Source organism: Amycolatopsis plumensis, from assembly GCF_042652605.1.
Taxonomy (GTDB): domain Bacteria; phylum Actinomycetota; class Actinomycetes; order Mycobacteriales; family Pseudonocardiaceae; genus Amycolatopsis; species Amycolatopsis plumensis.
Genome location: NZ_JBHSJY010000001.1, coordinates 5,394,507 through 5,415,344 on the forward strand (window position 1 = coordinate 5,394,507; position 20,838 = coordinate 5,415,344).

28 protein-coding genes are annotated in these 20,838 nt (G+C 72.4%); 18 read left to right on the forward strand and 10 right to left on the reverse strand.

Going from position 1 to position 20,838, the window contains the following annotated elements:
- Nucleotides 1–41: 41 nt before the first annotated feature.
- A complete protein-coding gene (locus ACFPLC_RS26160) occupies nucleotides 42–218 on the reverse strand; it encodes a hypothetical protein (RefSeq protein ID WP_378198690.1) in 177 nt (58 codons plus the stop codon).
- Nucleotides 219–388: 170 nt separating this feature from the next.
- Between ACFPLC_RS26160 and ACFPLC_RS26165 the strand changes: the two genes are divergently transcribed.
- The 6 genes from ACFPLC_RS26165 to ACFPLC_RS26190 all read left to right on the forward strand — a co-directional run bounded on the left by ACFPLC_RS26165 (nucleotide 389) and on the right by ACFPLC_RS26190 (nucleotide 4,333).
- On the forward strand, nucleotides 389–1,252 hold the full coding sequence (locus ACFPLC_RS26165) for a hypothetical protein (protein WP_378198687.1): 864 nt from the start codon (nucleotides 389–391) through the stop codon (nucleotides 1,250–1,252).
- 32 nt (nucleotides 1,253–1,284) lie between these two features.
- The gene (gene hisH / locus ACFPLC_RS26170; RefSeq protein ID WP_378198802.1) at nucleotides 1,285–1,902 is read left to right on the forward strand and encodes an imidazole glycerol phosphate synthase subunit HisH; all 618 of its coding nucleotides are present in this window, start codon (nucleotides 1,285–1,287) and stop codon (nucleotides 1,900–1,902) included.
- 36 nt (nucleotides 1,903–1,938) lie between these two features.
- The gene (gene priA, locus ACFPLC_RS26175; RefSeq protein ID WP_191310914.1) at nucleotides 1,939–2,676 is read left to right on the forward strand and encodes a bifunctional 1-(5-phosphoribosyl)-5-((5-phosphoribosylamino)methylideneamino)imidazole-4-carboxamide isomerase/phosphoribosylanthranilate isomerase PriA; all 738 of its coding nucleotides are present in this window, start codon (nucleotides 1,939–1,941) and stop codon (nucleotides 2,674–2,676) included.
- Between the two features lie 142 nt (nucleotides 2,677–2,818).
- Nucleotides 2,819–3,412, forward strand: a complete 594-nt coding sequence (locus ACFPLC_RS26180; RefSeq protein WP_378198683.1) for a TetR/AcrR family transcriptional regulator — start codon at nucleotides 2,819–2,821, stop codon at nucleotides 3,410–3,412.
- Nucleotides 3,413–3,468: 56 nt separating this feature from the next.
- Nucleotides 3,469–3,810 (forward strand): DUF1330 domain-containing protein, encoded by a 342-nt coding sequence (locus tag ACFPLC_RS26185; RefSeq protein WP_378198680.1) that lies wholly within the window; start codon nucleotides 3,469–3,471, stop codon nucleotides 3,808–3,810.
- Nucleotides 3,811–3,859: 49 nt separating this feature from the next.
- Entirely contained in the window at nucleotides 3,860–4,333 is a 474-nt protein-coding gene (locus ACFPLC_RS26190) for a GNAT family N-acetyltransferase (RefSeq protein WP_378198678.1), read from the forward strand.
- Here the strand turns inward: ACFPLC_RS26190 and ACFPLC_RS26195 are convergent.
- On the reverse strand, nucleotides 4,317–4,703 hold the full coding sequence (locus tag ACFPLC_RS26195) for a PPOX class F420-dependent oxidoreductase (protein ID WP_378198675.1): 387 nt from the start codon (nucleotides 4,701–4,703) through the stop codon (nucleotides 4,317–4,319). The two genes, ACFPLC_RS26190 and ACFPLC_RS26195, sit on opposite strands and share 17 nt — an antisense overlap.
- Entirely contained in the window at nucleotides 4,700–5,266 is a 567-nt protein-coding gene (locus ACFPLC_RS26200) for a putative glycolipid-binding domain-containing protein (RefSeq protein WP_378198672.1), read from the reverse strand. Before ACFPLC_RS26200 ends, ACFPLC_RS26195 begins: the two co-directional genes overlap by 4 nt.
- Before the next feature lie 133 nt (nucleotides 5,267–5,399).
- Here ACFPLC_RS26200 and ACFPLC_RS26205 point away from each other — a divergent pair, with 133 nt between their 5' ends.
- Nucleotides 5,400–6,338, forward strand: a complete 939-nt coding sequence (locus ACFPLC_RS26205; RefSeq protein WP_378198669.1) for a hypothetical protein — start codon at nucleotides 5,400–5,402, stop codon at nucleotides 6,336–6,338.
- Here ACFPLC_RS26205 and ACFPLC_RS26210 read toward each other — a convergent pair.
- The 3 genes from ACFPLC_RS26210 to ACFPLC_RS26220 form a co-directional block, all read right to left on the reverse strand.
- The gene (locus tag ACFPLC_RS26210) at nucleotides 6,328–7,302 is read right to left on the reverse strand and encodes a hypothetical protein (RefSeq protein ID WP_378198666.1); all 975 of its coding nucleotides are present in this window, start codon (nucleotides 7,300–7,302) and stop codon (nucleotides 6,328–6,330) included. The two genes, ACFPLC_RS26205 and ACFPLC_RS26210, sit on opposite strands and share 11 nt — an antisense overlap.
- A complete protein-coding gene (locus tag ACFPLC_RS26215; RefSeq protein ID WP_378198663.1) occupies nucleotides 7,299–7,799 on the reverse strand; it encodes a SigE family RNA polymerase sigma factor in 501 nt (166 codons plus the stop codon). Before ACFPLC_RS26215 ends, ACFPLC_RS26210 begins: the two co-directional genes overlap by 4 nt.
- Nucleotides 7,800–7,867: 68 nt before the next feature.
- Nucleotides 7,868–9,040: a phytase gene (locus ACFPLC_RS26220; RefSeq protein ID WP_378198799.1), complete on the reverse strand. Its 1,173-nt coding sequence runs from the start codon at nucleotides 9,038–9,040 to the stop codon at nucleotides 7,868–7,870.
- 107 nt (nucleotides 9,041–9,147) lie between these two features.
- On the opposite strand from ACFPLC_RS26220, the gene hisF reads away from it, so the two are divergent.
- The 4 genes from hisF to ACFPLC_RS26240 are packed head-to-tail and all read left to right on the forward strand — an operon-like array spanning nucleotide 9,148 to nucleotide 11,004.
- On the forward strand, nucleotides 9,148–9,921 hold the full coding sequence (hisF, locus tag ACFPLC_RS26225; RefSeq protein ID WP_378198660.1) for an imidazole glycerol phosphate synthase subunit HisF: 774 nt from the start codon (nucleotides 9,148–9,150) through the stop codon (nucleotides 9,919–9,921).
- A complete protein-coding gene (locus tag ACFPLC_RS26230) occupies nucleotides 9,918–10,295 on the forward strand; it encodes a hypothetical protein (RefSeq protein ID WP_378235942.1) in 378 nt (125 codons plus the stop codon). Before hisF ends, ACFPLC_RS26230 begins: the two co-directional genes overlap by 4 nt.
- Nucleotides 10,292–10,654 (forward strand): phosphoribosyl-AMP cyclohydrolase, encoded by a 363-nt coding sequence (gene hisI / locus ACFPLC_RS26235; RefSeq protein WP_378198655.1) that lies wholly within the window; start codon nucleotides 10,292–10,294, stop codon nucleotides 10,652–10,654. Before ACFPLC_RS26230 ends, hisI begins: the two co-directional genes overlap by 4 nt.
- Nucleotides 10,651–11,004 carry a DUF1304 domain-containing protein gene (locus tag ACFPLC_RS26240; RefSeq protein WP_191310939.1) on the forward strand — a complete coding sequence of 118 codons (354 nt, stop codon included), beginning with the start codon at nucleotides 10,651–10,653 and terminating at the stop codon, nucleotides 11,002–11,004. The genes hisI and ACFPLC_RS26240 overlap by 4 nt, the downstream gene beginning before the upstream one ends.
- Before the next feature lies 1 nt (nucleotide 11,005).
- Here ACFPLC_RS26240 and ACFPLC_RS26245 read toward each other — a convergent pair whose 3' ends face one another.
- Both ACFPLC_RS26245 and ACFPLC_RS26250 read right to left on the reverse strand, forming a co-directional pair.
- Complete coding sequence (locus tag ACFPLC_RS26245; RefSeq protein WP_378198651.1) at nucleotides 11,006–11,167, reverse strand: DUF397 domain-containing protein; 162 nt, start codon at nucleotides 11,165–11,167, stop codon at nucleotides 11,006–11,008.
- A gap of 13 nt (nucleotides 11,168–11,180) precedes the next feature.
- Nucleotides 11,181–12,014, reverse strand: coding sequence for a helix-turn-helix domain-containing protein (locus ACFPLC_RS26250; RefSeq protein WP_378198649.1), 834 nt, complete (start codon nucleotides 12,012–12,014; stop codon nucleotides 11,181–11,183).
- Nucleotides 12,015–12,162: 148 nt separating this feature from the next.
- On the opposite strand from ACFPLC_RS26250, the gene ACFPLC_RS26255 reads away from it, so the two are divergent.
- Nucleotides 12,163–13,236, forward strand: coding sequence for a DUF3592 domain-containing protein (locus ACFPLC_RS26255; RefSeq protein WP_378198646.1), 1,074 nt, complete (start codon nucleotides 12,163–12,165; stop codon nucleotides 13,234–13,236).
- 35 nt (nucleotides 13,237–13,271) lie between these two features.
- Here the strand turns inward: ACFPLC_RS26255 and ACFPLC_RS26260 are convergent, their stop codons facing one another.
- Both ACFPLC_RS26260 and ACFPLC_RS26265 read right to left on the reverse strand, forming a co-directional pair.
- Entirely contained in the window at nucleotides 13,272–13,886 is a 615-nt protein-coding gene (locus ACFPLC_RS26260; RefSeq protein WP_378198643.1) for a TetR/AcrR family transcriptional regulator, read from the reverse strand.
- 46 nt (nucleotides 13,887–13,932) lie between these two features.
- The gene (locus ACFPLC_RS26265; protein ID WP_378198640.1) at nucleotides 13,933–14,544 is read right to left on the reverse strand and encodes a TetR/AcrR family transcriptional regulator; all 612 of its coding nucleotides are present in this window, start codon (nucleotides 14,542–14,544) and stop codon (nucleotides 13,933–13,935) included.
- 52 nt (nucleotides 14,545–14,596) lie between these two features.
- Between ACFPLC_RS26265 and ACFPLC_RS26270 the strand changes: the two genes are divergently transcribed.
- The 6 genes from ACFPLC_RS26270 to trpA all read left to right on the forward strand — a co-directional run bounded on the left by ACFPLC_RS26270 (nucleotide 14,597) and on the right by trpA (nucleotide 20,815).
- Nucleotides 14,597–15,520, forward strand: coding sequence for an NADP-dependent oxidoreductase (locus ACFPLC_RS26270; protein ID WP_378198637.1), 924 nt, complete (start codon nucleotides 14,597–14,599; stop codon nucleotides 15,518–15,520).
- Between the two features lie 204 nt (nucleotides 15,521–15,724).
- A complete protein-coding gene (locus ACFPLC_RS26275; RefSeq protein WP_378198634.1) occupies nucleotides 15,725–17,284 on the forward strand; it encodes an anthranilate synthase component I in 1,560 nt (519 codons plus the stop codon).
- 73 nt (nucleotides 17,285–17,357) lie between these two features.
- On the forward strand, nucleotides 17,358–17,885 hold the full coding sequence (locus tag ACFPLC_RS26280; RefSeq protein WP_378198796.1) for a Trp biosynthesis-associated membrane protein: 528 nt from the start codon (nucleotides 17,358–17,360) through the stop codon (nucleotides 17,883–17,885).
- Between the two features lie 124 nt (nucleotides 17,886–18,009).
- Nucleotides 18,010–18,819: an indole-3-glycerol phosphate synthase TrpC gene (trpC, locus tag ACFPLC_RS26285; protein ID WP_191310952.1), complete on the forward strand. Its 810-nt coding sequence runs from the start codon at nucleotides 18,010–18,012 to the stop codon at nucleotides 18,817–18,819.
- A complete protein-coding gene (trpB, locus tag ACFPLC_RS26290) occupies nucleotides 18,816–20,027 on the forward strand; it encodes a tryptophan synthase subunit beta (RefSeq protein ID WP_378198631.1) in 1,212 nt (403 codons plus the stop codon). Before trpC ends, trpB begins: the two co-directional genes overlap by 4 nt.
- Entirely contained in the window at nucleotides 20,024–20,815 is a 792-nt protein-coding gene (trpA, locus tag ACFPLC_RS26295; protein WP_378198628.1) for a tryptophan synthase subunit alpha, read from the forward strand. Before trpB ends, trpA begins: the two co-directional genes overlap by 4 nt.
- The last annotated feature ends 23 nt before the right edge of the window (nucleotides 20,816–20,838 follow it).

Below are 20,838 nucleotides of genomic sequence, written 5' to 3' on the forward strand. Positions count from 1 at the left end.
CCCGGGGGACGCGTCGATGCGGCCCCCGCAGGAAACCACAGTCAGGCTTCTGTTCTCCGCGTGGCGTTCGTCACGCGCGCAGCAGACGTACCCGGCGTGCACCGCGAGCGGGTCTGCTGTCGGGGGATCAGCAGCTCGGTGAACTGCGGGAACGGCACGCTTTCGATGTCGTCGCGCCAGGCGTGCAGCATCTGGGACAGCAGATCGTCCTCGGCCATCTTCGCCTCCCTGGCGTCCGGTCGCGCAGCATCAAGGCACACGATCGGGTGAAGTGATACCCGGCGAGCGGGACGGTCAAACGGGTGTCTTCAAGATTTTTTCGGGAAGTGCGTGCTCTGTGGCAGGATGACGTCGCCGCCGCCAAGGCCTCAACTCCTGAGGAGCGCACATGCGCGCACTGCGGACGGCAAGTCTGCTCGCCCTCACCACCGCCACCTTGCTCGCCGCCACCGGCGTCGCCGCTGCGCACGGCACCCGCTGGCAGCAGGTCGGCCACACCACCGCCGAGAACCGGATCAGCGGCGAAGGCCTCGCGACCCTCCGGCTGCCCGGCCACGCTCCCGAGATCGTCTACCGCAACGGCGCCACCATCCCGCAGCCGCTCAAGGACGAGGGCTGGGGCCACGTCGGCGACCCCGACTCCCTGCGCGGCTACGTCTTCGACGTCTACCAGGACACCCGCACCGCGACGCCCACGACCAAGATGTACCTGGTCACCAAGCCCGACGGGACGACGACGGAGTTCGTCCACCCGCTGCAGCCCGACGAGCCTGCCGCCAACGCGAACGCCCAGGTCGCGGCCACCCCCGACGGGCAGTGGCTCGTCTCCGGCCCGCTGGGGGAGGTCGATCGCCTCTTCGTCTCGCCGACGCCCTTCCTCAACCCGCGCGGCCCGCGGCAGGCGGGCGATCTCCCGGTCGCCGCGCGCATCCACCTCGACCACCACATCCGCAGCGCCCAGGGATGCGACTTCGTCGGCGCGACCCGCCTGATCTGCGCCACCAGCGACCCGTACAACGACCTGTACCCGACGAACCTGCAGCTCCTGCAGATCGACCTCGCGCGACCGCTGACCGGCCGCGACGTCACCGCGCGGGTGCGCGAGCTCGGCCAGGTCCCGCTGGTCAGCACCTGCACGGGGACCTTCACGCCGGAAGGCGTCGACTACGACGACGGCATGCTGCGCGTCGAGGTCGTGCCGCCGTCACCCTGCAACACGGTGACCGACGTCTATTCGTTCGAACGCCGCTGAGCGCGACGGCTACGCTGGGTGGCGTGTCTCGTGTGGTGATCCTCGACTACGGTTCCGGCAACCTCCGCTCCGCCGAACGCGCTGTGGCGCGCGCCGGGGCCGACGTCGAGGTCACCGCCGACCCGCATGCCGCCGTCGAAGCCGATGGGCTGGTCGTCCCCGGCGTCGGCGCCTACTCCGCCTGCATGGCCGGGCTGCTCGACGTGCAGGGCCACCGGATCATCGGGAAACGGCTGGCCGGCGGGCGTCCGGTGCTCGGCATCTGCGTCGGCATGCAGATCCTCTTCTCCCGCGGGGTCGAGCACGGCGAGGAGACCGAGGGCACCGGGGAATGGCCCGGTGTCGTCGACCGGCTGCACGCCGACGTCCTGCCGCACATGGGGTGGAACACCGTGCGCGCGCCCGCGGACTCGCAGCTGTTCGCCGGGCTCGACCCGCAGGAGCGGTTCTACTTCGTGCACTCCTACGCCGCGCGCAAGTGGGAACTCGACGGCCTGGCCGGGCAGGAACCGAAGGTCACCTGGGCCCACCACGGCGAGGACTTCGTCGCCGCGGTCGAGAACGGGCCGCTGTGGGCCACCCAGTTCCACCCGGAGAAGTCCGGGGACGCCGGGGCGCAGCTGCTGCGCAACTGGCTGGCGACCCTCTGACCGGGTGATCCGGGGCTCCGCCCTAGAGTTACCCGCGTGACTTTCACGCTGCTTCCCGCCGTTGATGTGGCCGATGGCCAGGCCGTGCGACTCGTCCAGGGCGAGGCCGGCACCGAGACCTCCTATGGCAGCCCGCTCGAGGCCGCGCTCGCCTGGCAGCGCGACGGCGCCGAGTGGATCCACCTGGTCGACCTCGACGCCGCCTTCGGCAAGGGCAGCAACCGCGAGCTGCTCGCCGAGGTCGTCGGACGGCTCGACGTGCAGGTCGAGCTCTCCGGCGGCATCCGCGACGACGCCTCCCTGAAGGCCGCCCTGGACACCGGGGCCCGCCGGGTCAACCTCGGCACCGCCGCGCTCGAGGACCCGGAGTGGACGGCCCGGGTCATCGGCGAGTACGGCGACCGCGTCGCGATCGGCCTCGACGTGCGCATCACCGAGGCCGGCCACCGGCTCTCCGCCCGCGGCTGGACCTCCGACGGCGGCGACCTCTGGGACGTCCTGGAGCGCCTGGACCGCGACGGCGCGTCCCGTTACGTCGTCACCGACGTCAGCAAGGACGGCACGCTGCGCGGCCCGAACCTCGACCTCCTGCGCGACGTCGTCGCCCGCACCGACGCACCGGTGATCGCCTCCGGCGGCGTGTCGAGCGTGGCGGACCTCGTCGCGCTGGCGGGCTTGGCCGCCGACGGTGTCGAAGGCTCGATCGTCGGGAAGGCGCTCTACGCCGGCGCGTTCACGCTGCCGGAAGCTCTCGCGGCGGTCGCGAAGGCCTAGGCGAGCAGGGACACCGCGGTCCGGCGGGGCAGCAGCCCCGCGGCCGTGGGTGAGCCGGATGCCCGGCCTTTCTGCCGAATTCACTCCGGATGTAGTACTTTGAAGCGGAACTCAGTACTACGTCTGGAGTGGTGTCAACGTCATGGTGCGACGCAACCCCGAGCGGCGGGCCGCCCTGCTCGACGCCGCGATCGAAGTCCTCGCCCGCGAAGGCGCGCGCGGCCTGACCTTCCGCGCGGTCGACCAGCAGGCCGGGGTACCGGTCGGCACGGCCTCCAACTACTTCTCCAGCCGCGCCGAAATCCTCAAGCACGCGGGGGAGCGGGTCTACGAACGGCTGGTGGACGACGCGGTGATCGCGGGCGGCCTCGAAGGGCCGCGCGACCGGGCCCGCGTCACGCAGCTGATGCACGAACTGGTCGACCGCGTCGCCGCGTTCCCCACGGGATTCCTCGCGCTGCTGGAACTGCGGCTCGAAGCCGCGCGCCGTCCGGAGCTGCGGGAGGTGCTGACCCGCCGGATCCGCGCGGACGTCGACTTCAACGTCGAGTACCACGAGAAGTCCGGCCTGCCCGGCGACGGCACGATGGTGGTCCTGCTGTGGCTGGCGCTGAACTGGCTGATCATGGAACGGCTGACACTGCCGGACCTGTTCACCGACGAGCAGCGCCACGACCTCGTCACGGCGCTGGTCGAGCGGCTGCTGGCCGGGCAGCCGGCATTACCTCCGGCGTAATCGACGCCGGGCACGCGAGCGGCGAGGATTTCCCTACGTCACGCGAAAGGAACGCCATGACCGCCTACGGACTCGCCCACCTGCGCCCGCCCGCCGTGCTGCCGGAGGAGGTCTTCGAGTACCTGGAGCGCATCCAGGCGACGCTCGACCCCTACGGCGGCAAGTTCCTCGTGCACGGCGCGCCGGTGCAGGTCAAGGAGGGCGAGTGGGCTGGTGGGCTCGTGCTCATCGAGTTCCCGAGCCTCGCCGCGGCGCACGAGTGGTACGGCTCGCCCGCCTACCGGGAGATCCTGCGGCTGCGGGCGGACCACATCCCCGGTGACCTCATCGTGGTCGAAGGCTGCGGACCCGGCCACGACTCCGCCGCGATGGCCGCGGCCCTGCGCGCCGCCGCTTGAGGCCGAAAAGCGGCTGACAGCGGCCCGCGGCCGTCGTAGGTTGCCGCGGGTGGAGGAGATCGTCACCCAGCTCGAAATGACCGCCGCGAGTCAGCTCAACCCCGCGCCGCTCGTCGACGGCGTTGCGCTGCGGAGCACCGGGCCGGGGCCGCTGATCCGCGAGCTGCACGTCCGGATCGGGACGCCGTACCGGTGGCCGAGCGCCACGCGCGGCGACGGTGAGTGGGCGCGCTGGCTCGCCGAGCCCCGCGAATACCGGCTGATCGAGTACCGCGGCGAAATCGCCGGCGCCGCGGATTTCGCGGCGCAGCCCGGCGGTGACGTCGAGATCACCACGTTCGGCCTGGTGCCGGAGTTCGTCGGCAAAGGTCTCGGCGGGTTCGCGCTCACCCTCGTCGTCGCCGACGCCTGGGCGCTGCCGGGGACGCGGCGCGTCTGGCTGCACACCTCGACCCTCGACCACCCGAACGCGCTGCCGAACTACCTGCGGCGCGGCTTCCGCAGCTTCAGCCGTCCAGTTTGACCGCGATGCCGACGGTCCGGTCCGCCGGGCCGCGCAGCTTCGAGAAGAACATCGTGACGCGCCCGACGACGCCGTACTTGCGGGCGATCGCCCGGCGGACCCGCTCGGTTTCGGCGGCGTCCAGCAGCCGCGCCTGCCCCGACACCTTCGCACCGTGCGTCTTCTGCCCGCGCAGGTCACACGCCTGGACCTCGACGCGGCCGTCGTTGCGGATGCGCTTGACCTTGCCCGCCTTCCGCTCCGACCACAGCACGAGCTCGCCGTCCTGGCCGGCCACCCAGAGCGGGGTCGGCACGGCCCGCCCGTCGCGCCGGAACGTGGTCAGGACGACGTAGCGCTCGGCGGCGAGGCGGTCGGTCTCGGAGGTCATGCGCCCACCGTAGCCGGGTGGCGGACGGCGATGCCGGGGTAGCGGGTGATCAGGCCCGTGTCGTCGTATTCGAGGACGCAGGCGAAGCCGAACGCCGGTGCCGCGTAGCCGTACCGGCCCGGGCCCAGGCGCTCGTAGGTCTGCTCGAGCCGGTCGACGCCGAGATCGGCCGCCCGGACGTAGGCGGCAGGCGCCTCGGCCCGGCCGCCGTCCGCCAGGGCGAGCCGGTGCACCGGGAAGGTGTTCGTCATCGCGGACGCCTCCAGGTCGAGGTCGAGGCAGCCGTCCAGGTGCGGCGCGGGCACCCCGTCGAGCCGCCAGTGCCCGCGGCCGTCCGCTTCGACCGTCAGATCCGGGCCTCCGAGACCGCCGATCCGCGCCGAGCGCAATGTCCATTGTGGACTTACCGTGAGGGAGTACCGCACCGCCCACGCGGCGCCGTCCTCGACCGCGGTCGTGGCGCCTTCGACCAGCCAGCCGCCGTCGTGGCGGCGGAAGCGGGTCACCTCGAAACCGGTGCGGGCGTCTTCGTGCCGCCAGGCGGCGCTGCCGGGAAAAGTCATGTTCCACCGTAACCCCGGCCCGGGACTGCTTACGCCTTTTGGCGCCGAAACCCCACACGCCCGGCCGAAGCGTTTCAACGCCTGCACCTGCAACGCTTTACCGGCTGGATTCCCCGCACACTGGAGGGCGTAGATGGCGGTCGGACAGCAGGTACCGGTTCATCCTCGAGCAAATTTCTTCGGCGCCGGGCCGTACCCCGCGCGCCGGGCGGCCATCGCGGTGGCCGCGGTCGTGGCGGGTTTCGTGCTGACCGCGATCTGGTCGGCACCGTTCGTCGACTCCGTGATCGGGGACAGCGTCGCCAACGGGCTCCTCGGCCACGACGCCAAAGCCACCCCGATCAGCGGGGTCCTCGCCGGGACCCTCTTCGCGTTCGTCTCGGGCCTCGCAGGCTCCTTCACCGCCTGCAACATCGCCGCTTTCGGCGCCGTCGCGCCGCTGGTGGGCGAGCAAGCGAACGCAAAGCGCAGCGCGCTCAAGCCGCTCGGCTGGATCGCGGCCGGCATGCTCACCGTGTCGGTCGTCTACGGCGTCATCGTCGCGCTCGTCGGCACGCGGATGCCGCAGTTCGACACCGCGAAGACCATCGGGCTCTCCCCGCGCAGCATCCAGTCCATGATCGCCTTCGGCGTCGTCGGCCTGGTCTTCCTGCTGATGGGCCTGATCGCCCTCGGCATCTTCCGGAACCCGTTCGCAAGCTTCACCCGCCGCCACCCCGCCGCGCCGCTGGTGCTGATGGGCGCGCTCATCGGCGGGTTCCTCATCGGACGGCCGTACCCGCTGTTCCGGATCATGTTCCGCGACGCCGCCGAGCAGCACAACGTGCTCTACGGCGCCGCCGCGTTCGCGCTGCAGTCGCTCGGCAACATCGTCGTCATGGCGGTGCTGTTCCTGACCCTGACCTACGCCACGGGCGGGCGCGTGCAGCGCTGGCTGGCCGCGAAACCGGCCCGGATCGCCACGGTGACCGGCGCGGCCCTGCTCGTCGGCGGCACGTTCACGCTGCTCTACTGGGACGTCCGCGTGCTGGGCAGGCTCGGGTACATCTGGTTCCCGATGATCAACTGGTAGTCCCGAGCCAGCGGTAGTCGGGCGCCGGGTCGAGCTGGACGCCGTTCGCGACGGCGATCAGCTCGGCCTCCGGCCGGGTCCCCGACACCGTCAGCCAGCGCCCCGACGGCAGCCGGACGAAGACCATCGCGTCCCGCCCCGCCGCCGGCGCCGCGAAGAACCCTTCGCCGCCGCGGACGGGCACCGGCTCGGCACCCGGCACACCGGGAGCACCGGGGCCGACGACGGCCCGCACCACGGCGATCGACGGCCGGGCCGGGTCGGCCGCGGTCAGCTCGGTACCGGCGTCGCCGGGACCGGAGCCCCGCACCACGGTCGACCGTTCGGCCAGCCCCGGCGGCAGGGCGCCGAACCGCAGCTCGCCGCGGACGCCGACCGGCTCGGTGGTGACCGAGTCGGCGATCCGCTGGGCGACCGTGCGGGCGTCCGGGAGCCCGGCGACGGACACGACCAGGACGTGCCGGTCGTCGGCCAGCCAGGTCAGCTGCGCGGCCTCGCCGGAGCCGGTGAGCATGGCGACCCGGCCGTGCACCAGCGCCTGGTCCTTGATCGACGCGATCTTCAGCGCGGTCTGCGACCACTCCGGGTCGGCGGTGGAGTACGCCTGCAGCGTGATCGACGCGGGGCCGTCGAGCCACCGCCGGACCTGCGGGGTGGTCCCGGGCCCGCCTTCGCGGTACTGCTCGGTGAAGCCGTCCGGCAGCCACTCCGTGCCGTAGGCGAGCACCGGGCGGCCCGCGGCCGGCGCCAGGTCCGTCCTGGTCAGCAGCTGGATACCGGAGAAGGCGCCGACGACCACCAGGACCACCGCGGCGGCGACCAGGGCCAGCCGGGTCGCCGGACGGCGCTCCCGCCCGGCGCGGGCGAGCGCGTCGCGCACCGCGTGGCCCTCGGGGGCGCGGGCGGCGAGGCGGTCCAGGCTGTCCCGGATCAGCGTCTCGGTCTCGGACTCGCTGCGGGTCATTCGGAGGCTCCGGTGGTGACGGCGGTGTGCTTCAACCCGGCTTCGCGCAGGGTGGCCAGTGCACGCGAGATCTGGCTGCGCACGGTGGACGCGCCGCACCGCAGGACCGCGGCGATCTCGGTGTCGGTGTAGTTCTCGTAGTACCGCAGCACGACAGCCGCGCGCTGCTTGCGGGGCAGCGTGGCGAGCAGGCCGAGCATGGCGTCCCGCTCGTCGTAGGCGGCCGACGGGTCGGGTTCGGGCGGGCCGAGCGCGTCGAGGACGTCGTGGCTGCTGGCCACCATCCGCCGCACCGCGCGCCGCCGCCACGAGAGGTACTCGTTGGTGATCATCCGCCGCACGTAGGTCGAGGGTGCGGCGATGCCGTCCCACCGCAGCTGGGCGCGCAGGAGCACGTCCTGGACGACGTCCTGGGCCAGGTGCGGGTCGTTCGTCAGGACGGTGGCGTAGCGGAGCAGCCCGTCCAGCCGCTCCGCCACGAACTCTTCGAAGGTCACACGCGTCCTCTCGTCACCACTGTGGACGCGTGAGGGGGCCGTGCCGCTGCACGGCGGACGGAACTTTTTCACCGCCCGAGGACGTCCTCCAGCCGGACGAAGGCGAAGCCGGTGGTCGGGAGGTCGCCGGCCGCGGGACGGCGCTCGCCGTCGTGCACCACCAGGAGGCCGTGCGGGAAGCGGCGGCCCAGGGACGCGGTGCTGATCGCCGAGCCGTCGGAGTGCTCGACCGAATCCGTGCCGCGGCCCGCGACGATCCGCAGGTCACGGACGTGCTTGCCGTACACGACGAACCGCGAGTCGCCCTGGCTGGAGGCGAACAGCGTGCCGTTCGCCACCGCCAGGCCCTCCGCGTCGGCCGTCAGCCACCGGCCGCCGAAGCCGGGGTCGGCGCCGTCCGGGACGCACTCCTCCGAAGCCGCGTCCCAGCGCGAGGGGACGCCGAACGAGCGCACGCGGTCGATCAGTTCGGGCCGCCCGAAGCCGGTCGAAGTCAGCGGGATCCGCCAGATCCCGACGTCCTCCTGGGCGGTGTAGAGCACGCGCCCGTCGAACACCGAGCCTTCCAGCTGCGGCCGCTCGCCGGGCTCCTCGCACGGCGACCAGCTCGAGCCGTCCGGCAGGCGGAACCGCGACGGCAGGTCCACGGTGGCGATCGGCGCGGTCCCGACGGTCCCGTCCGGCCGGTCGACGAGCCGCAGCAGCGCCACCCGCGTCTCGTGCCGCCGGGTCACCGCCACCCACCGGACGCCGGTGCGCGGGTCCCGGCCCGCGGCCAGGCCGTAGGCGGTCCGCTGCTCGTCCACTTCGGACTCCGACGCCGAGAACACCGGCGCGGCGGCGGGGTCGGTGACGTCACGCAGCACGTGCGCCCCGGCCGCCGCGCCCGCGGGGTCGATCCGGTAGACGCGGACGCGGTCCCGGCCCCGGTCGCTGACCACGGCCAGGTCCCCGACGACGTCGACGTTGTTGAACCGACCGCCCGGCCCCGCCGGCACCAGCTGCAGGGTCCGCGCGCCCAGGTCGAACGCGGCGAGCCCGCCCTCCTTGAGGGTGCCGAGGACGACGCTGCGGTCCGGGTCGCCCGGGTGCACCCAGATGGCGGGGTCGTCGGCGTCGGCGTTGGCGGGGGAGGCGCCGTCGTCGTCGACGAAGGCCCGGGTCTGGAGGACGGGCGCCGGGTCGCGGGGAGCGGCCGAAGCGGGGACGGCGGTCAGGACGGAGACGGCGGCCACGGCCACCGGGAGGAGTCTGCGCACGGGCGGAAAATAGACGAATCGGGTGGCCGGGACGTGAACGGCGCGTGCCATCCGCAGAGGTCCGGACCCTCTTGACTACGCTGGTGGGCATGTCTGTCGCGGTGCGGGTGATCCCCTGTCTCGACGTCGACGCGGGCCGGGTCGTGAAGGGTGTCAACTTCGCCGGCCTCCGCGACGCCGGTGACCCCGTCGAGCTGGCCCGGCGCTACGACGCCGAGGGCGCCGACGAGCTCACCTTCCTCGACGTCACGGCCTCTTCCGGCGACCGCGAAACGACGTACGACGTCGTCCGCCGGACCGCCGAGCAGGTCTTCATCCCGCTCACCGTCGGCGGTGGCGTCCGCAGCAACGACGACGTCAACCGGCTGCTGCGGACCGGGGCCGACAAGGTGAGCATCAACACGGCCGCCATCGCGCGGCCCGAGTTCCTCAGCGAGGCGTCGAGGCGGTTCGGCGCCCAGTGCATCGTGCTGTCCGTCGACGCCCGGCGCGTGCCCGAGGGCGGCGAGCCGACCGCCTCCGGCTTCGAGGTCACCACCCACGGCGGCCGCCGGGGGACCGGCATCGACGCCGTCGAGTGGGCCGCCCGCGGCGAGGAACTGGGGGTCGGCGAGATCCTGCTGAACTCCATGGACGCCGACGGCACGAAGACCGGCTTCGACCTCGAACTCCTCGAACTGGTGCGCAAGGCCGTGCGCGTCCCGGTGATCGCCAGCGGCGGGGCCGGTGCCGTCGAGCACTTCCTGCCCGCGGTGCGGACCGGGGCCGACGCCGTGCTCGCCGCCAGCGTGTTCCACTTCGGACAGCTGAAGATCGGCGACGTCAAGGACGCCCTGCGCGAAGGCGGGGTCGAAGTCCGGTGAAGTCCTGGCAGGCACCCGTAGAGGTGAAAGTGACGGCCGGCCTGCTGGTCGGGCTGCCCGTCGCGTGGGCGCTGCTCGACCTGATCCCGGTGCTGAGCGCCGGGGCCGGCCTGGCCATCTACCGGATGCCCGCGCTCGCGCTGCTCCTCGGCGGCGTGGTCACCACCGGGCTCGTGCTGAAGATGGGCAGCGCGCGGATCGGCGGCCTGGTCGTCGCCGTCCTCTTCGCGCTGCTGCACGCGTTCCTGCTGCTCGGCGCCGAGCTGTGGTTCAACAAGCTGTTCTCCGGCCTCTCCTTCGCCGGGTACGGCTACGCCTTCGTCCTGCTGAACTCGATGCCGCTCAAGCGGCACATCCTGGGAGCCAACGCATGACCATGGACGCGGCCGTCTCGGCGCGCCTCAAGCGCAATGCCGACGGCCTGATCGCCGCGGTCGTCGTCGAGCACGCCACTTCGGACGTGCTGATGATGGCCTGGATGAACGACGACGCCCTCGCCGCGACGCTGGCCACCCGCCGCGGGACGTACTGGTCGCGCAGCCGGCAGAAGCTGTGGGTCAAGGGCGAGACGTCCGGCCACTACCAGCACGTTCGCGAAGTGCGGATCGACTGCGACGGCGATACGGTCCTGCTGCGCGTCGACCAGACCGGCCCGGCCTGTCACACCGGCACGCACACCTGCTTCGACACCGAGGAACGCCTCCTCCTGGCCGATGAGAAAGAGCTCGCGTGACCATCGTCGCCGACATCCTGGTCGGGCTCGTCGCCCTGATCCACCTCTACATCCTCGTGCTCGAGATGTTCCTCTGGACCTCGCCGCGCGCTCGGGCGGGCTTCGGCACGACGAAGGAGTTCGCGGAGCAGACCAAGACGCTCGCCGCGAACCAGGGGCTGTACAACGGCTTCCTGGCCCTCGCGCTGATCTGGGGGCTCATCGCCGGCGAGTTCCAACTGCAGCTGTACGGTCTGGTTTGCGTGATCATCGCGGGGCTGTACGGCGCCGCGACGGCCAGCAAGCGGATCCTGTTCGTGCAGGTGGTCCCGGGCGCGCTGGCGCTGATCGCGCTGCTGCTGGCGCGGTAGGTCAGCGCAGCCGCTCGAGGGCGGCGCGCCAGGCCCGGGCGGAGACGGTCAGGTGACCGGACTGGCGGGCCTTGGTGTCCCGCACGCCCACGACCGGCCCCAACGCCACCTCCACGCAGCTGTAGTTCTCCCCGCTGTGAGAGGACTTCCGCCAAACAGCCATGTGGTCGCCTCCGCTAGTGTGCCACCTCCTCGAGCAGCTCCCGGGAGGCGGCTTCGCTCAACGCCTGCTCACCGAGCATCTTAACCACCCGCTGGTGGGCATGGGTTTGTGTTTCTTCGTGGAGGAATGCACTTGAGTGGACATGCTCGACGAAGGTGATCGGGGGCGTGCCGGGAAACTCGTAGATTTCGAATGGTCCGAGCAGGCCGATGTGGTAGCCGATTCCCGAGGGCACCACGCGCACCGAAACGTTGGTCCGCTGCGATATTTCGAGCAGATGATCGATTTGGTCGGACATGATCTCCGGAGTGCCGACCGTTTCCCGCAGCGCCCATTCGCCGACCAGGGCGCGAAACACGACCGGGTCCCGCCGGGTGAGTACCCGTTGGCGCTTGAGCCTGGTCTGCAGCCGCTTGTCGGCTTCCTCGACCGCGACCGAAGAGGCCTCCATGATCGACCGGATGTAGTCCGGGGTCTGCAGCAGCCCGGGAATGAGCAGGGGAGACCAGGCGGTGATCTTGGTCGCGGTGCTTTCGAAGGCCAGCAGTGCCGTGAGGGCGTGGGAGATGTCGGCGTTGCTCGACGCCAGCCAGTTGGGCTCGCGGGCGTGCCGGGCGAGCGTCCGGATCCGGTCGCGTTTCTCCCCTCGGATGCCGAGCAGCGCCAGGATCGCCGACACATCCTCCACGCTCGGCAGGCGATGCCCCTTTTCCCATGCCGACAGCAGCTGCGGCAGGATCCCCAGTTCATCGGCGAGAGCGCGAAGACCGACTTTCATCGTTTCGCGTTCTTCGCGCAGTGAAGCGGCGAGAGTTCTTGCGGCGGGTCCCGAAGACGTTGGCTTCATGAGTCGATAATACGAATACCGTCGATTCCCCGAATGTGCGAATGGTGTCCACGAAATGCGAGAAATGGCCATTGCGTCCGGCATCCGGGTGATGAGCGCTTGTCCGCCGGGCGCGGGCGTCCGGTCGCCACGGTCCTAAGCTCGGCTGATGGTGCTCGACGATCCCCTCCGCGGCCTCACCCGGCGGCGGGCGGGGTGGCTGGCCGTGACGGCCGTCGGGATGGTCGTTTTCGTCTTCTTCGGGGTGGCCGTGGCGGTTTACCGGCTCTCCGCCGCGGATCCCGTTTTCGACCGGGGGGACGTCATCGGCCTGAGCGTCGTTTTTGCCGTCTCCCTCGCCTGCCTGGCCCTGGGCGGCCGGTGCCTGCGGAAGACCACCGGCCGGATCCGCGCCACCGCGCGCGAAAACGGCTTCGGGAGCTGGCTTCCCGCGGCCACCGCCGAAGACCACGACCGCCGCATCGACTTCGATGCCGAAACCGGACGGCTGCGGCGGATCACCGGCCGCGCCGCCGCGCTGATCCTGGTCTGGGTCGCGCTGTTCGCGAGCGGGCTCGCCGGGATGAGCCTGCTCGACGCGGCCGCCGACGAGCTCCTCGCGACCGGTCACCGGGTGCCCGGCGTGGTGGTGTCCGTGGACACCCCCGCCAAGGGCACGCCGTCGATGCAGGTGCGCTTCGGCGGCCGGACCGTGAAGATCGTCCGCGACTCGGGGCGCCGCTACCAGGCCGGCGAGGCGGTCACCGTTGTCGTGGACCCGGCCGATCCGGCGCGCGTGCGGACCACCGAAGAGGAGAACGAGAACCAGGTCGTCTTCTTCCTCTGCCTCTTCGCCGTCCTGCTCGGCCTCGCCGGAGCACCGGTGGCGGCCGGGGCCGCGCTCGGGTGGCGGCGCCGGGCCCGGGCGGTCGCGGCCACCGGGTGGCGGGTCGCCACCGTCGACGTCGTGCCCGACCGGTCCGCCACCCGCCGGAAGCGGCTGCCGCCGACCCTGCACGTCCGCTACCGGGACGGCACCGGGATCGTGCTGCGCGCGGTGCCGTCGACGCACGGTGCGAACGCCCTCGCCGACTTCACCGACCGGCTCGCGTGGGTCGGCGGCTGGGGCCGGGAGATGGTCGTCCTCTTCCCGCAGGGGCCGCGCCGGCCCGGGCCGTACGCGGTTCCGGCCGCGGCGAAGACGCCTCGGGCGGCCAGCGGGTTCCGCCGGTCCCGCCGATGACGCGCCGCGGTGCCTTGGGGCCCCGGCCCGCGGGTTCAGCCGATGTCGCCGGTCAGGTAGCGCTGCAGGTTCGGCGCGATCGCCCGCACCAGGACCTCGACCTCCTCGGTGGCGAGCGGCTCGAACTTCGCCACGTACCGGACCATGCCCAGGCCCACCATCTGGGTCGCGCACAGGTTCATCCGCAGCGCGGTGCGGTCCGCGCCGATCGAGGTGATCACCGCGCTGAAGAACCGCTGGAAGAAGTCGCGCAGCACGTGGCCGGCCTGCTCGTGGCCGGTGATGCTGCGGATGAGCGCCACGAACTGGCCGCCGCCCGCGGTGTCCCAGCGGGTGACGAAGGTGCGGACGATCCGCTCGGCCAGCTCGTCGTCGGGGCCCTGGCGCAGGGCTTTTTGCAGTTCCATCGGGTCGAACGGCAGCTCGAGGACCGCCTGGGCGAACAGGCCTTCCTTGCTGCCGAACCAGTGGTTGACCATCGCCGCGTCGACGCCGGCGCGGGTGGCGATCGCGCGGACGGTCGCGCCGTCGTAGCCCGTTTCGGCGAACACGGCCCGCGCGGCGTCGATCAGCGCCGTGCGGGTGTCCTGGCCGGCCGGCCGTCGCCCGCGGCGGCGGGCCGTAGGCTCGGTGTTCTCGGTGGTGCTCACGGCTCCATCATGACGCACCGCGCGGTGGAATTCAACAATCATTGAATTAGGGCCCGGTGAGCCGGAGGCCGTCCATCAGCAGGTCCAGCAGGCGGCCGGCCTTGGCTTCGTGCCGCGGCCGGGGCGCCACGGTGAAGATGCCGATGAGCGCGGCGGCGATGTCCTCGGCGCCGACGTCGGCGCGGAGTTCCCCCGCCGCGTGGCCGGCGTCGAGGATCGCGGTGATGGCCGCCAGGAGCTCGGTGCGGGTCCGGGCGTGGGCGATCTCGCCCGCCTCGATCATCGCGAGCAGCGTGTCGAGCATCCCGTTCTTGGTGGCGATCCAGTCCCCGAACAGGTCCATCCAGCGTCGCATCGCCGCGGCCGGGGGCAGCCGGTCGAGCAGGTCGTGCGCGCCGGTGGTCAGCCGGGCGACCTGGTCGCGGTAGACCGCGTCGACCAGCGACTCGCGGGTCGGGAAGTGCCGGTAGAGCGTGGCGATGCCGACCCGGGCCTCGCGGGCGATCGCGCGCAGGGACGGTTCGGTGTCCCCCGAGGCGAACAGCCGGGTCGCCACCGCGAGGAGCTGGTCGCGGTTGCGGGCCGCGTCCGCCCGCGCCGCGCGGCTGTCCGGGTCGGCCGAAACGGATCGCGCTCCGCTTGTGTTATGGTCGTCCATGGAAACGGAGCATAGTCCGTTTCGTTGCGGTCCTCGGCTGAAGGAGACAGGCATGGGCAAGGCGGTCCGGCTCGACGCGTTCGGCGGTCCCGAGGTCCTGGCCGTGCGGGAGGTGCCCGTTCCGCAGGCCGGCGCCGGACAGGTCCGGGTGCGGGTCACCGCGGCCGGGCTGAACCCGATGGACTGGATCATGACGGCCGACGCGGACACCGCCGCGCGGTTCGGCTTGAGCCTTCCCGCCGGGTTCGGCACGGACTACGCGGGGGTGATCGACGAGGTCGGCCCGGGAGTGACCGGTTTCGCGCCCGGAGACCGGGTGTTCGGGAGCGCCCTCTCGCGCGCGGTGGCCGACTTCGTGGTGGTCGACGCGGCCGGGGAAGCCGCGGCGAACGAGGTCCACCACACCCCCGGCGGCGTCGACGACCGCACCGCCGCCACCCTGGCGATCGCCGGCCGCACGGCCGCCGCCGCCCTCGCCGTCGTCGATCCGGGGCCGGGCGACACCGTGCTGATCGGCGGCGCGGCGGGCGGGGTCGGGGTGTTCGCCGTCCAGCTCGCCCGGATCGCGGGAGCGCGCGTGCTCGGCACGGGCTCGGCGGGCTCGGCCGGCTTCCTGCGTGAGCTCGGAGCCGAGCCGGTCACCTACGGCGACGGCCTGGCCGCCCGGGTCCGCGCCCTCGCGCCCGGCGGGGTCACCGCCGCCCTCGACCTGCACGGGACGGACACCGTGCACGCCGCCCGCGAACTCGGCGTCCCGGACGCCCGGATCGGCACGATCGCCGCGCAGGTCGACGGCGTGGCCGCGGCCAACGGCGCGAACGCGGCGCCCGGCGCACTGGACGAGATCGCCCGCTGGGTCGCGGCCGGCCGGGTGCGCGTGCCGATCGCGGCGAGCTTCCCGATCGGCGAAATCCGTCGTGCGGTGGAGCTCCAGGCCGGTCGGCACGTGCACGGCAAGGTGGTCATCGAGCTGTAGCGCGAGTCCGCGGCCGCACTGCCCCCTGGACCCTCGTGAGTGGTAAGGCGGGTTCTAACCCGCCTTACCACTCACGACGCGGGTGCCGATCGGGGTGAGTTTTCCGGTTGGGGAGGTCCGGCGGGCGGTGGTCATCGACCTGTAGCCGTCCCGGCCGATCGCCCGCGCCACCGGGCGGTCGGCCGGAACGGCACAATGAGGTGCATGGTCAGCGCATCCGCCGGTTCGACCGGTCCCGGCACGGTCAGCCCGTCCCGCGAGGACTTCCGCGTCCTCGCCGAGAACCGCCGCGTGATCCCGGTCGTGCGCCGGGTCCTCGCCGACGGCGAGACGCCGATCGGGGTGTACCGCAAGCTCGCCGCCGACCGGCCCGGCACCTTCCTCTTCGAGTCCGCCGAAAACGGCGCGTCCTGGACCCGCTGGTCGTTCATCGGCGTCCGCAGCCCGGCCGCGCTCACCGTGCGCGACGGCGAAGCGGTCTGGACCGGCACCCCGCCGGTCGGGCTGCCGAGCGAGGGCAACCCGCTGACCGTGCTGCGCGAGACGATCGAGGCCCTGCACACCGAGCCACTGCCCGGCATGCCGCCGCTGACCGGCGGCATGGTCGGCTACATCGGCTACGACGCCGTTCGCTGGCTGGAAAAGCTGCCGGAGCTGGCCGAACGCGACCTCGACGTCCCCGAGCTGACCATGCTCCTGGCCACCGACCTGGCCGCGTTCGACCACCACGAGGGCACGGTCACGCTCATCGCGAACGCCGTCAACTGGGACGACTCGCCCGAGCGCGTGGACGCGGCCTACGACGACGCCGTCGCCCGGCTGAGCGCGATGACCGAGCAGCTGCAGGTGGCCGCGCCCGCCACCGTCGCGGCGTTCGAGCGGCCCGCGCCGGAATTCACCCGCAAGCGCTCCAAGGAAGACTTCCACACGGCCGTGGAGAAGGCCGTCGAGGCGATCAAGGCCGGCGAAGCGTTCCAGATCGTGCCGTCGCAGCGGTTCGAGATCCCGACCGCGGCCGACGCGCTCGACATCTACCGCGTGCTCCGGACGTCGAACCCGAGCCCGTACATGTACCTGCTACGGCTCGAGGGCTTCGACATCGTCGGCTCGAGCCCCGAATCCCTGGTCACCGTGCGGGACGGCAAGGCGACCACGCACCCGATCGCGGGCACCCGCTGGCGGGGCGCCGACCCCGAAGAGGACGCGCAGCTGGCCAAGGACCTGCTGGCCGACGAGAAGGAGCGCGCCGAGCACCTGATGCTCGTCGACCTCGGCCGCAACGACCTCGGCAAGGTCTGCAAGCCGGGCACCGTGCGCGTGGTCGACTTCTTCCAGATCGAGCGGTACAGCCACGTCATGCACATCGTGTCCACCGTCACCGGCGAGCTGGCCGAGGGCAAGACGGCGTTCGACGCGGTCACGGCGTGCTTCCCGGCCGGGACGCTCTCCGGCGCGCCCAAGGTCCGCGCGATGGAGCTGATCGAGGAGCTCGAGCCGGTCCGCCGCGCGCTGTACGGCGGGGTCGTCGGCTACCTCGACTTCGCCGGCGACGCCGACACCGCGATCGCGATCCGCACGGCACTGGTGAAGGACGGCATCGCGCACGTCCAGGCCGGGGGCGGGGTGGTCGCCGACTCGGTGCCGGACTACGAGGACACCGAGTCGCTGAACAAGGCCCGCACCGTGCTCTCGGCCGTGGCCGCCGCGCAGACGATGGTGGCGGCGGGGGCCCTCGACCCGGCCGCGGACGCCGCCCATGTCTGACACGCCGGACGCGCCGCGCGCCGCCTCCCCGGTCGCTCCGGCGACGGCGACGGCGTCGAGGCGTCCACTGTGGATGATCGTGGTGGCGCTCCTGCTGGGCGCGCTGGCCCTGTGGGGTGCGTCACGGCTGACCTGGTTCGCCGAGTTCCGCGACGGCGGCGTGCGCGGGACGGTCCTGTACCGCGAAATCGGCGAGCAGCGGGCGGGCGCGCTCGTGCCGCTGGCCCTGCTGGCCCTGGCCGGCATCGCCGGGCTGGTGGCCACGGGCGGCTGGGCGCGGCGGGTGCTCGGCGTGGTGCTCGCGCTGGCGGGCGCCGCGGCGATCTGGACCGGCGTGGCCGGGATCCGGTTCTCCGGCTTCGCGGCCGGGCTGCCGGTGACGGAGATGCTGCTGGGCCGCGGCCTCGCCGTGGTCGCGGGAATTCTCGTCGCCGCCGGCGGGTTGGCAGCCGTCAAGGGCGCCGGCCGGGCCACCCGGCTCGGGGCGAAGTACTCGGCACCCGCCACCCGGAAAAAGGTCCGTGACCCCGACGCGGAGCTGTGGGAAGCCCTGTCCGACGGGGAAGATCCCACGGACGTCCGCGGCAGGCATTCGGAGTAACGCGCACACCCGGAACCGGGCGTCTCGGATGCGGGGGTTAGCATCGTTTCGGCGGGAAGGGGAAGGTTTTTGTGAGCGACCTTGCGAGTGAATCCGTGAGCACGCGCCCTGGTGGGGGCGCCCGGTGAGCGTGCTCGAAGACATCGTCGCCGGCGTGCGGGAAGATCTCGCCGTGCGGGAATCCGCGCTGCCGTTCGACGAGCTGAAGATCCGCGCGGCCGCCGCCCCGGCTCCGCGAGACGTGATGGCCGCCCTGCGCGAGTCCGGCATCGGCGTGATCGCCGAAGTCAAGCGGCGCAGCCCCTCGAAGGGCGAGCTGGCCGACATCCCCGACCCGGCCGCGCTGGCGAAGGACTACGAAGCCGGCGGCGCGCGCGTGATCAGCGTGCTCACCGAGCAGCGCCGCTTCGGCGGCTCGCTGGCCGACCTGGACGCGGTCCGCGCGGCGGTGGACATCCCCATCCTGCGCAAGGACTTCATCGTCAGCCCCTACCAGGTGCACGAGGCCCGCCTGCACGGCGCCGACATGGTGCTGCTGATCGTCGCCGCCCTGGAGCAGAACGCGCTCGTCGCGCTGCTCGACCGCGTCGAATCGCTCGGCATGACCGCGCTGGTGGAGATCCACAACGCCGAGGAGGCCGACCGGGCCCTCGAGGCGGGCGCGAAGGTCATCGGCGTCAACGCGCGCAACCTGCACACCCTCGAGGTGGACCGGGACGTCTTCTCGCGGCTGGCCCCCGGCCTGCCGATGGACGTCTACAAGGTCGCCGAGTCCGGCGTCCGCGGCCCGGGCGACCTGATGTCCTACGCCGGCCACGGCGCCGACGCGGTGCTCGTCGGCGAGGGCCTGGTCGCCTCCGGCGACCCGAAGGGCGCCCTGGTCAAGCTGGTCACCGCCGGCTCCCACCCCGCCTGCCCGAGGCCGTCGCGATGACCCAGGAGCGCGACAAGCACGACCCGGACGAGCGCGGCTACTACGGCCCGTACGGCGGGCGGTTCATGCCGGAGGCGCTGATCGGCGTCGTCGACGAGGTCGCCACCGAGTACGACAAGGCCCGCCACGACCCCGAGTTCCTGAACGAGTTCAACCGCCTGCTGCGCGAGTACGCCGGCCGTCCGTCGCTGCTGACCGAGGCCAAGCGCTTCGGCGAGCACGCCGGTGGCGCGCGCGTGTTCCTCAAGCGCGAGGACCTGAACCACACCGGCTCCCACAAGATCAACAACGTGCTGGGCCAGGCGCTGCTCACCAAGCGGATGGGCAAGAAGCGCGTCATCGCCGAAACCGGCGCGGGCCAGCACGGCGTCGCGACGGCCACCGCGTGCGCGCTGCTCGACCTCGACTGCGTCGTCTACATGGGCGAGGTCGACACCGAGCGCCAGGCGCTGAACGTGGCCCGGATGCGGCTGCTCGGCGCCGAGGTGATCCCGGTCAAGACCGGCTCGCGGACGCTGAAGGACGCGATCAACGAGGCGCTGCGCGACTGGGTCACCAACGCCGACACGACGCACTACCTGTTCGGCACGGCCGCCGGGCCGGCGCCGTTCCCGACGATGGTGCGCAACTTCCACCACGTCATCGGGGAAGAGGCCCGCTCGCAGATCCTCGAGCAGGCCGGGCGCCTGCCGGACGTCGTCGCGGCGTGCGTCGGCGGCGGGTCGAACGCGATCGGCATCTTCTCGGGCTTCTACGACGATCCGTCGGTGCGGCTGGTCGGCCTGGAGCCGGGCGGCGAGGGCATCGAGGGCCACCGCCACGGCGCCACGCTGACCAAGGGCACCCCGGGCAACCTGCACGGCGCGATGACGTACCTGCTGCAGGACGAGGACGGCCAGACGGTCGAGTCGCACTCGATCTCGGCCGGGCTCGACTACCCGGGTGTCGGCCCCGAGCACGCGTGGCTCAAGGACACCGGCCGCGCCGAGTACCGCCCGGTCACCGACGCCGAGGCGATGGAGGCGTTCAAGCTGCTGTCCCGCACCGAGGGCATCATCCCGGCGATCGAGTCGGCGCACGCGCTGGCCGGCGCGCTGGTGCTGGGCCGCGAGCTGGGTCCTTCGGGCCTCATCGTCGTGAACCTCTCCGGCCGCGGCGACAAGGACATGGACACGGCGGCCAAGTGGTTCGGACTGGTGAACGAATGAGCGGGCTCGACGACCTCTTCGCGACGACCCGCGCGGAGGGCCGCGGCGCGCTGATCGGCTACCTGCCGGCCGGGTTCCCCACGGTCGAGGGATCGAAGGACCTGATCGCGGCCTGCGTCGACGGCGGCGCGGACCTGATCGAGGTCGGCGTCCCGTATTCGGACCCGGTGATGGACGGCCCGACCATCCAGGCGGCGTCGGTGACGGCGCTGGACAACGGCTTCCGCCTCAAGCACCTGTTCGAGGTGGTCGAGTCGGTGTCGGCCCGGGGTGGTCGCGCGGTCGTGATGACGTACTGGAACCCGGTCAACCGCTACGGCGTCGACCGCTTCGCCCGCGACCTCGCGTCGGCGGGCGGGCTCGGCCTGATCACGCCGGACCTGATCCCGGACGAAGCCGGGGCGTGGCTTTCCGCGTCGGAGACCCACGGCCTCGACCGGATCTTCCTGGTGGCCCCGTCGTCGTCGGAGGAGCGGCTGGCTTTGACGGCGGCCGCGTCGTCGGGGTTCATCTACGCGACCGCGGTGATGGGCGTGACGGGCGCGCGTGACCAGGTCGGCGCGGGAGCGGAGACGCTGGTCCGCCGCACCCGGGCGCACACGTCGCTGCCGATCGGCGTCGGCTTGGGTGTGCGGTCGGGTGAGCAGGCGGCCGAGGTGGCCTCGTTCGCGGACGCGGTGATCGTCGGATCGGCTCTGGTCACGGCGGCGGCCGAGGGGCCGTCGGGGGTCCGCGCGCTGTCCGCCGAGCTGGCCGATGGCGTGCGCCGGGCGGTTGCCACCGCTTGACCGGGAGTGCTGCCATTCCTCCG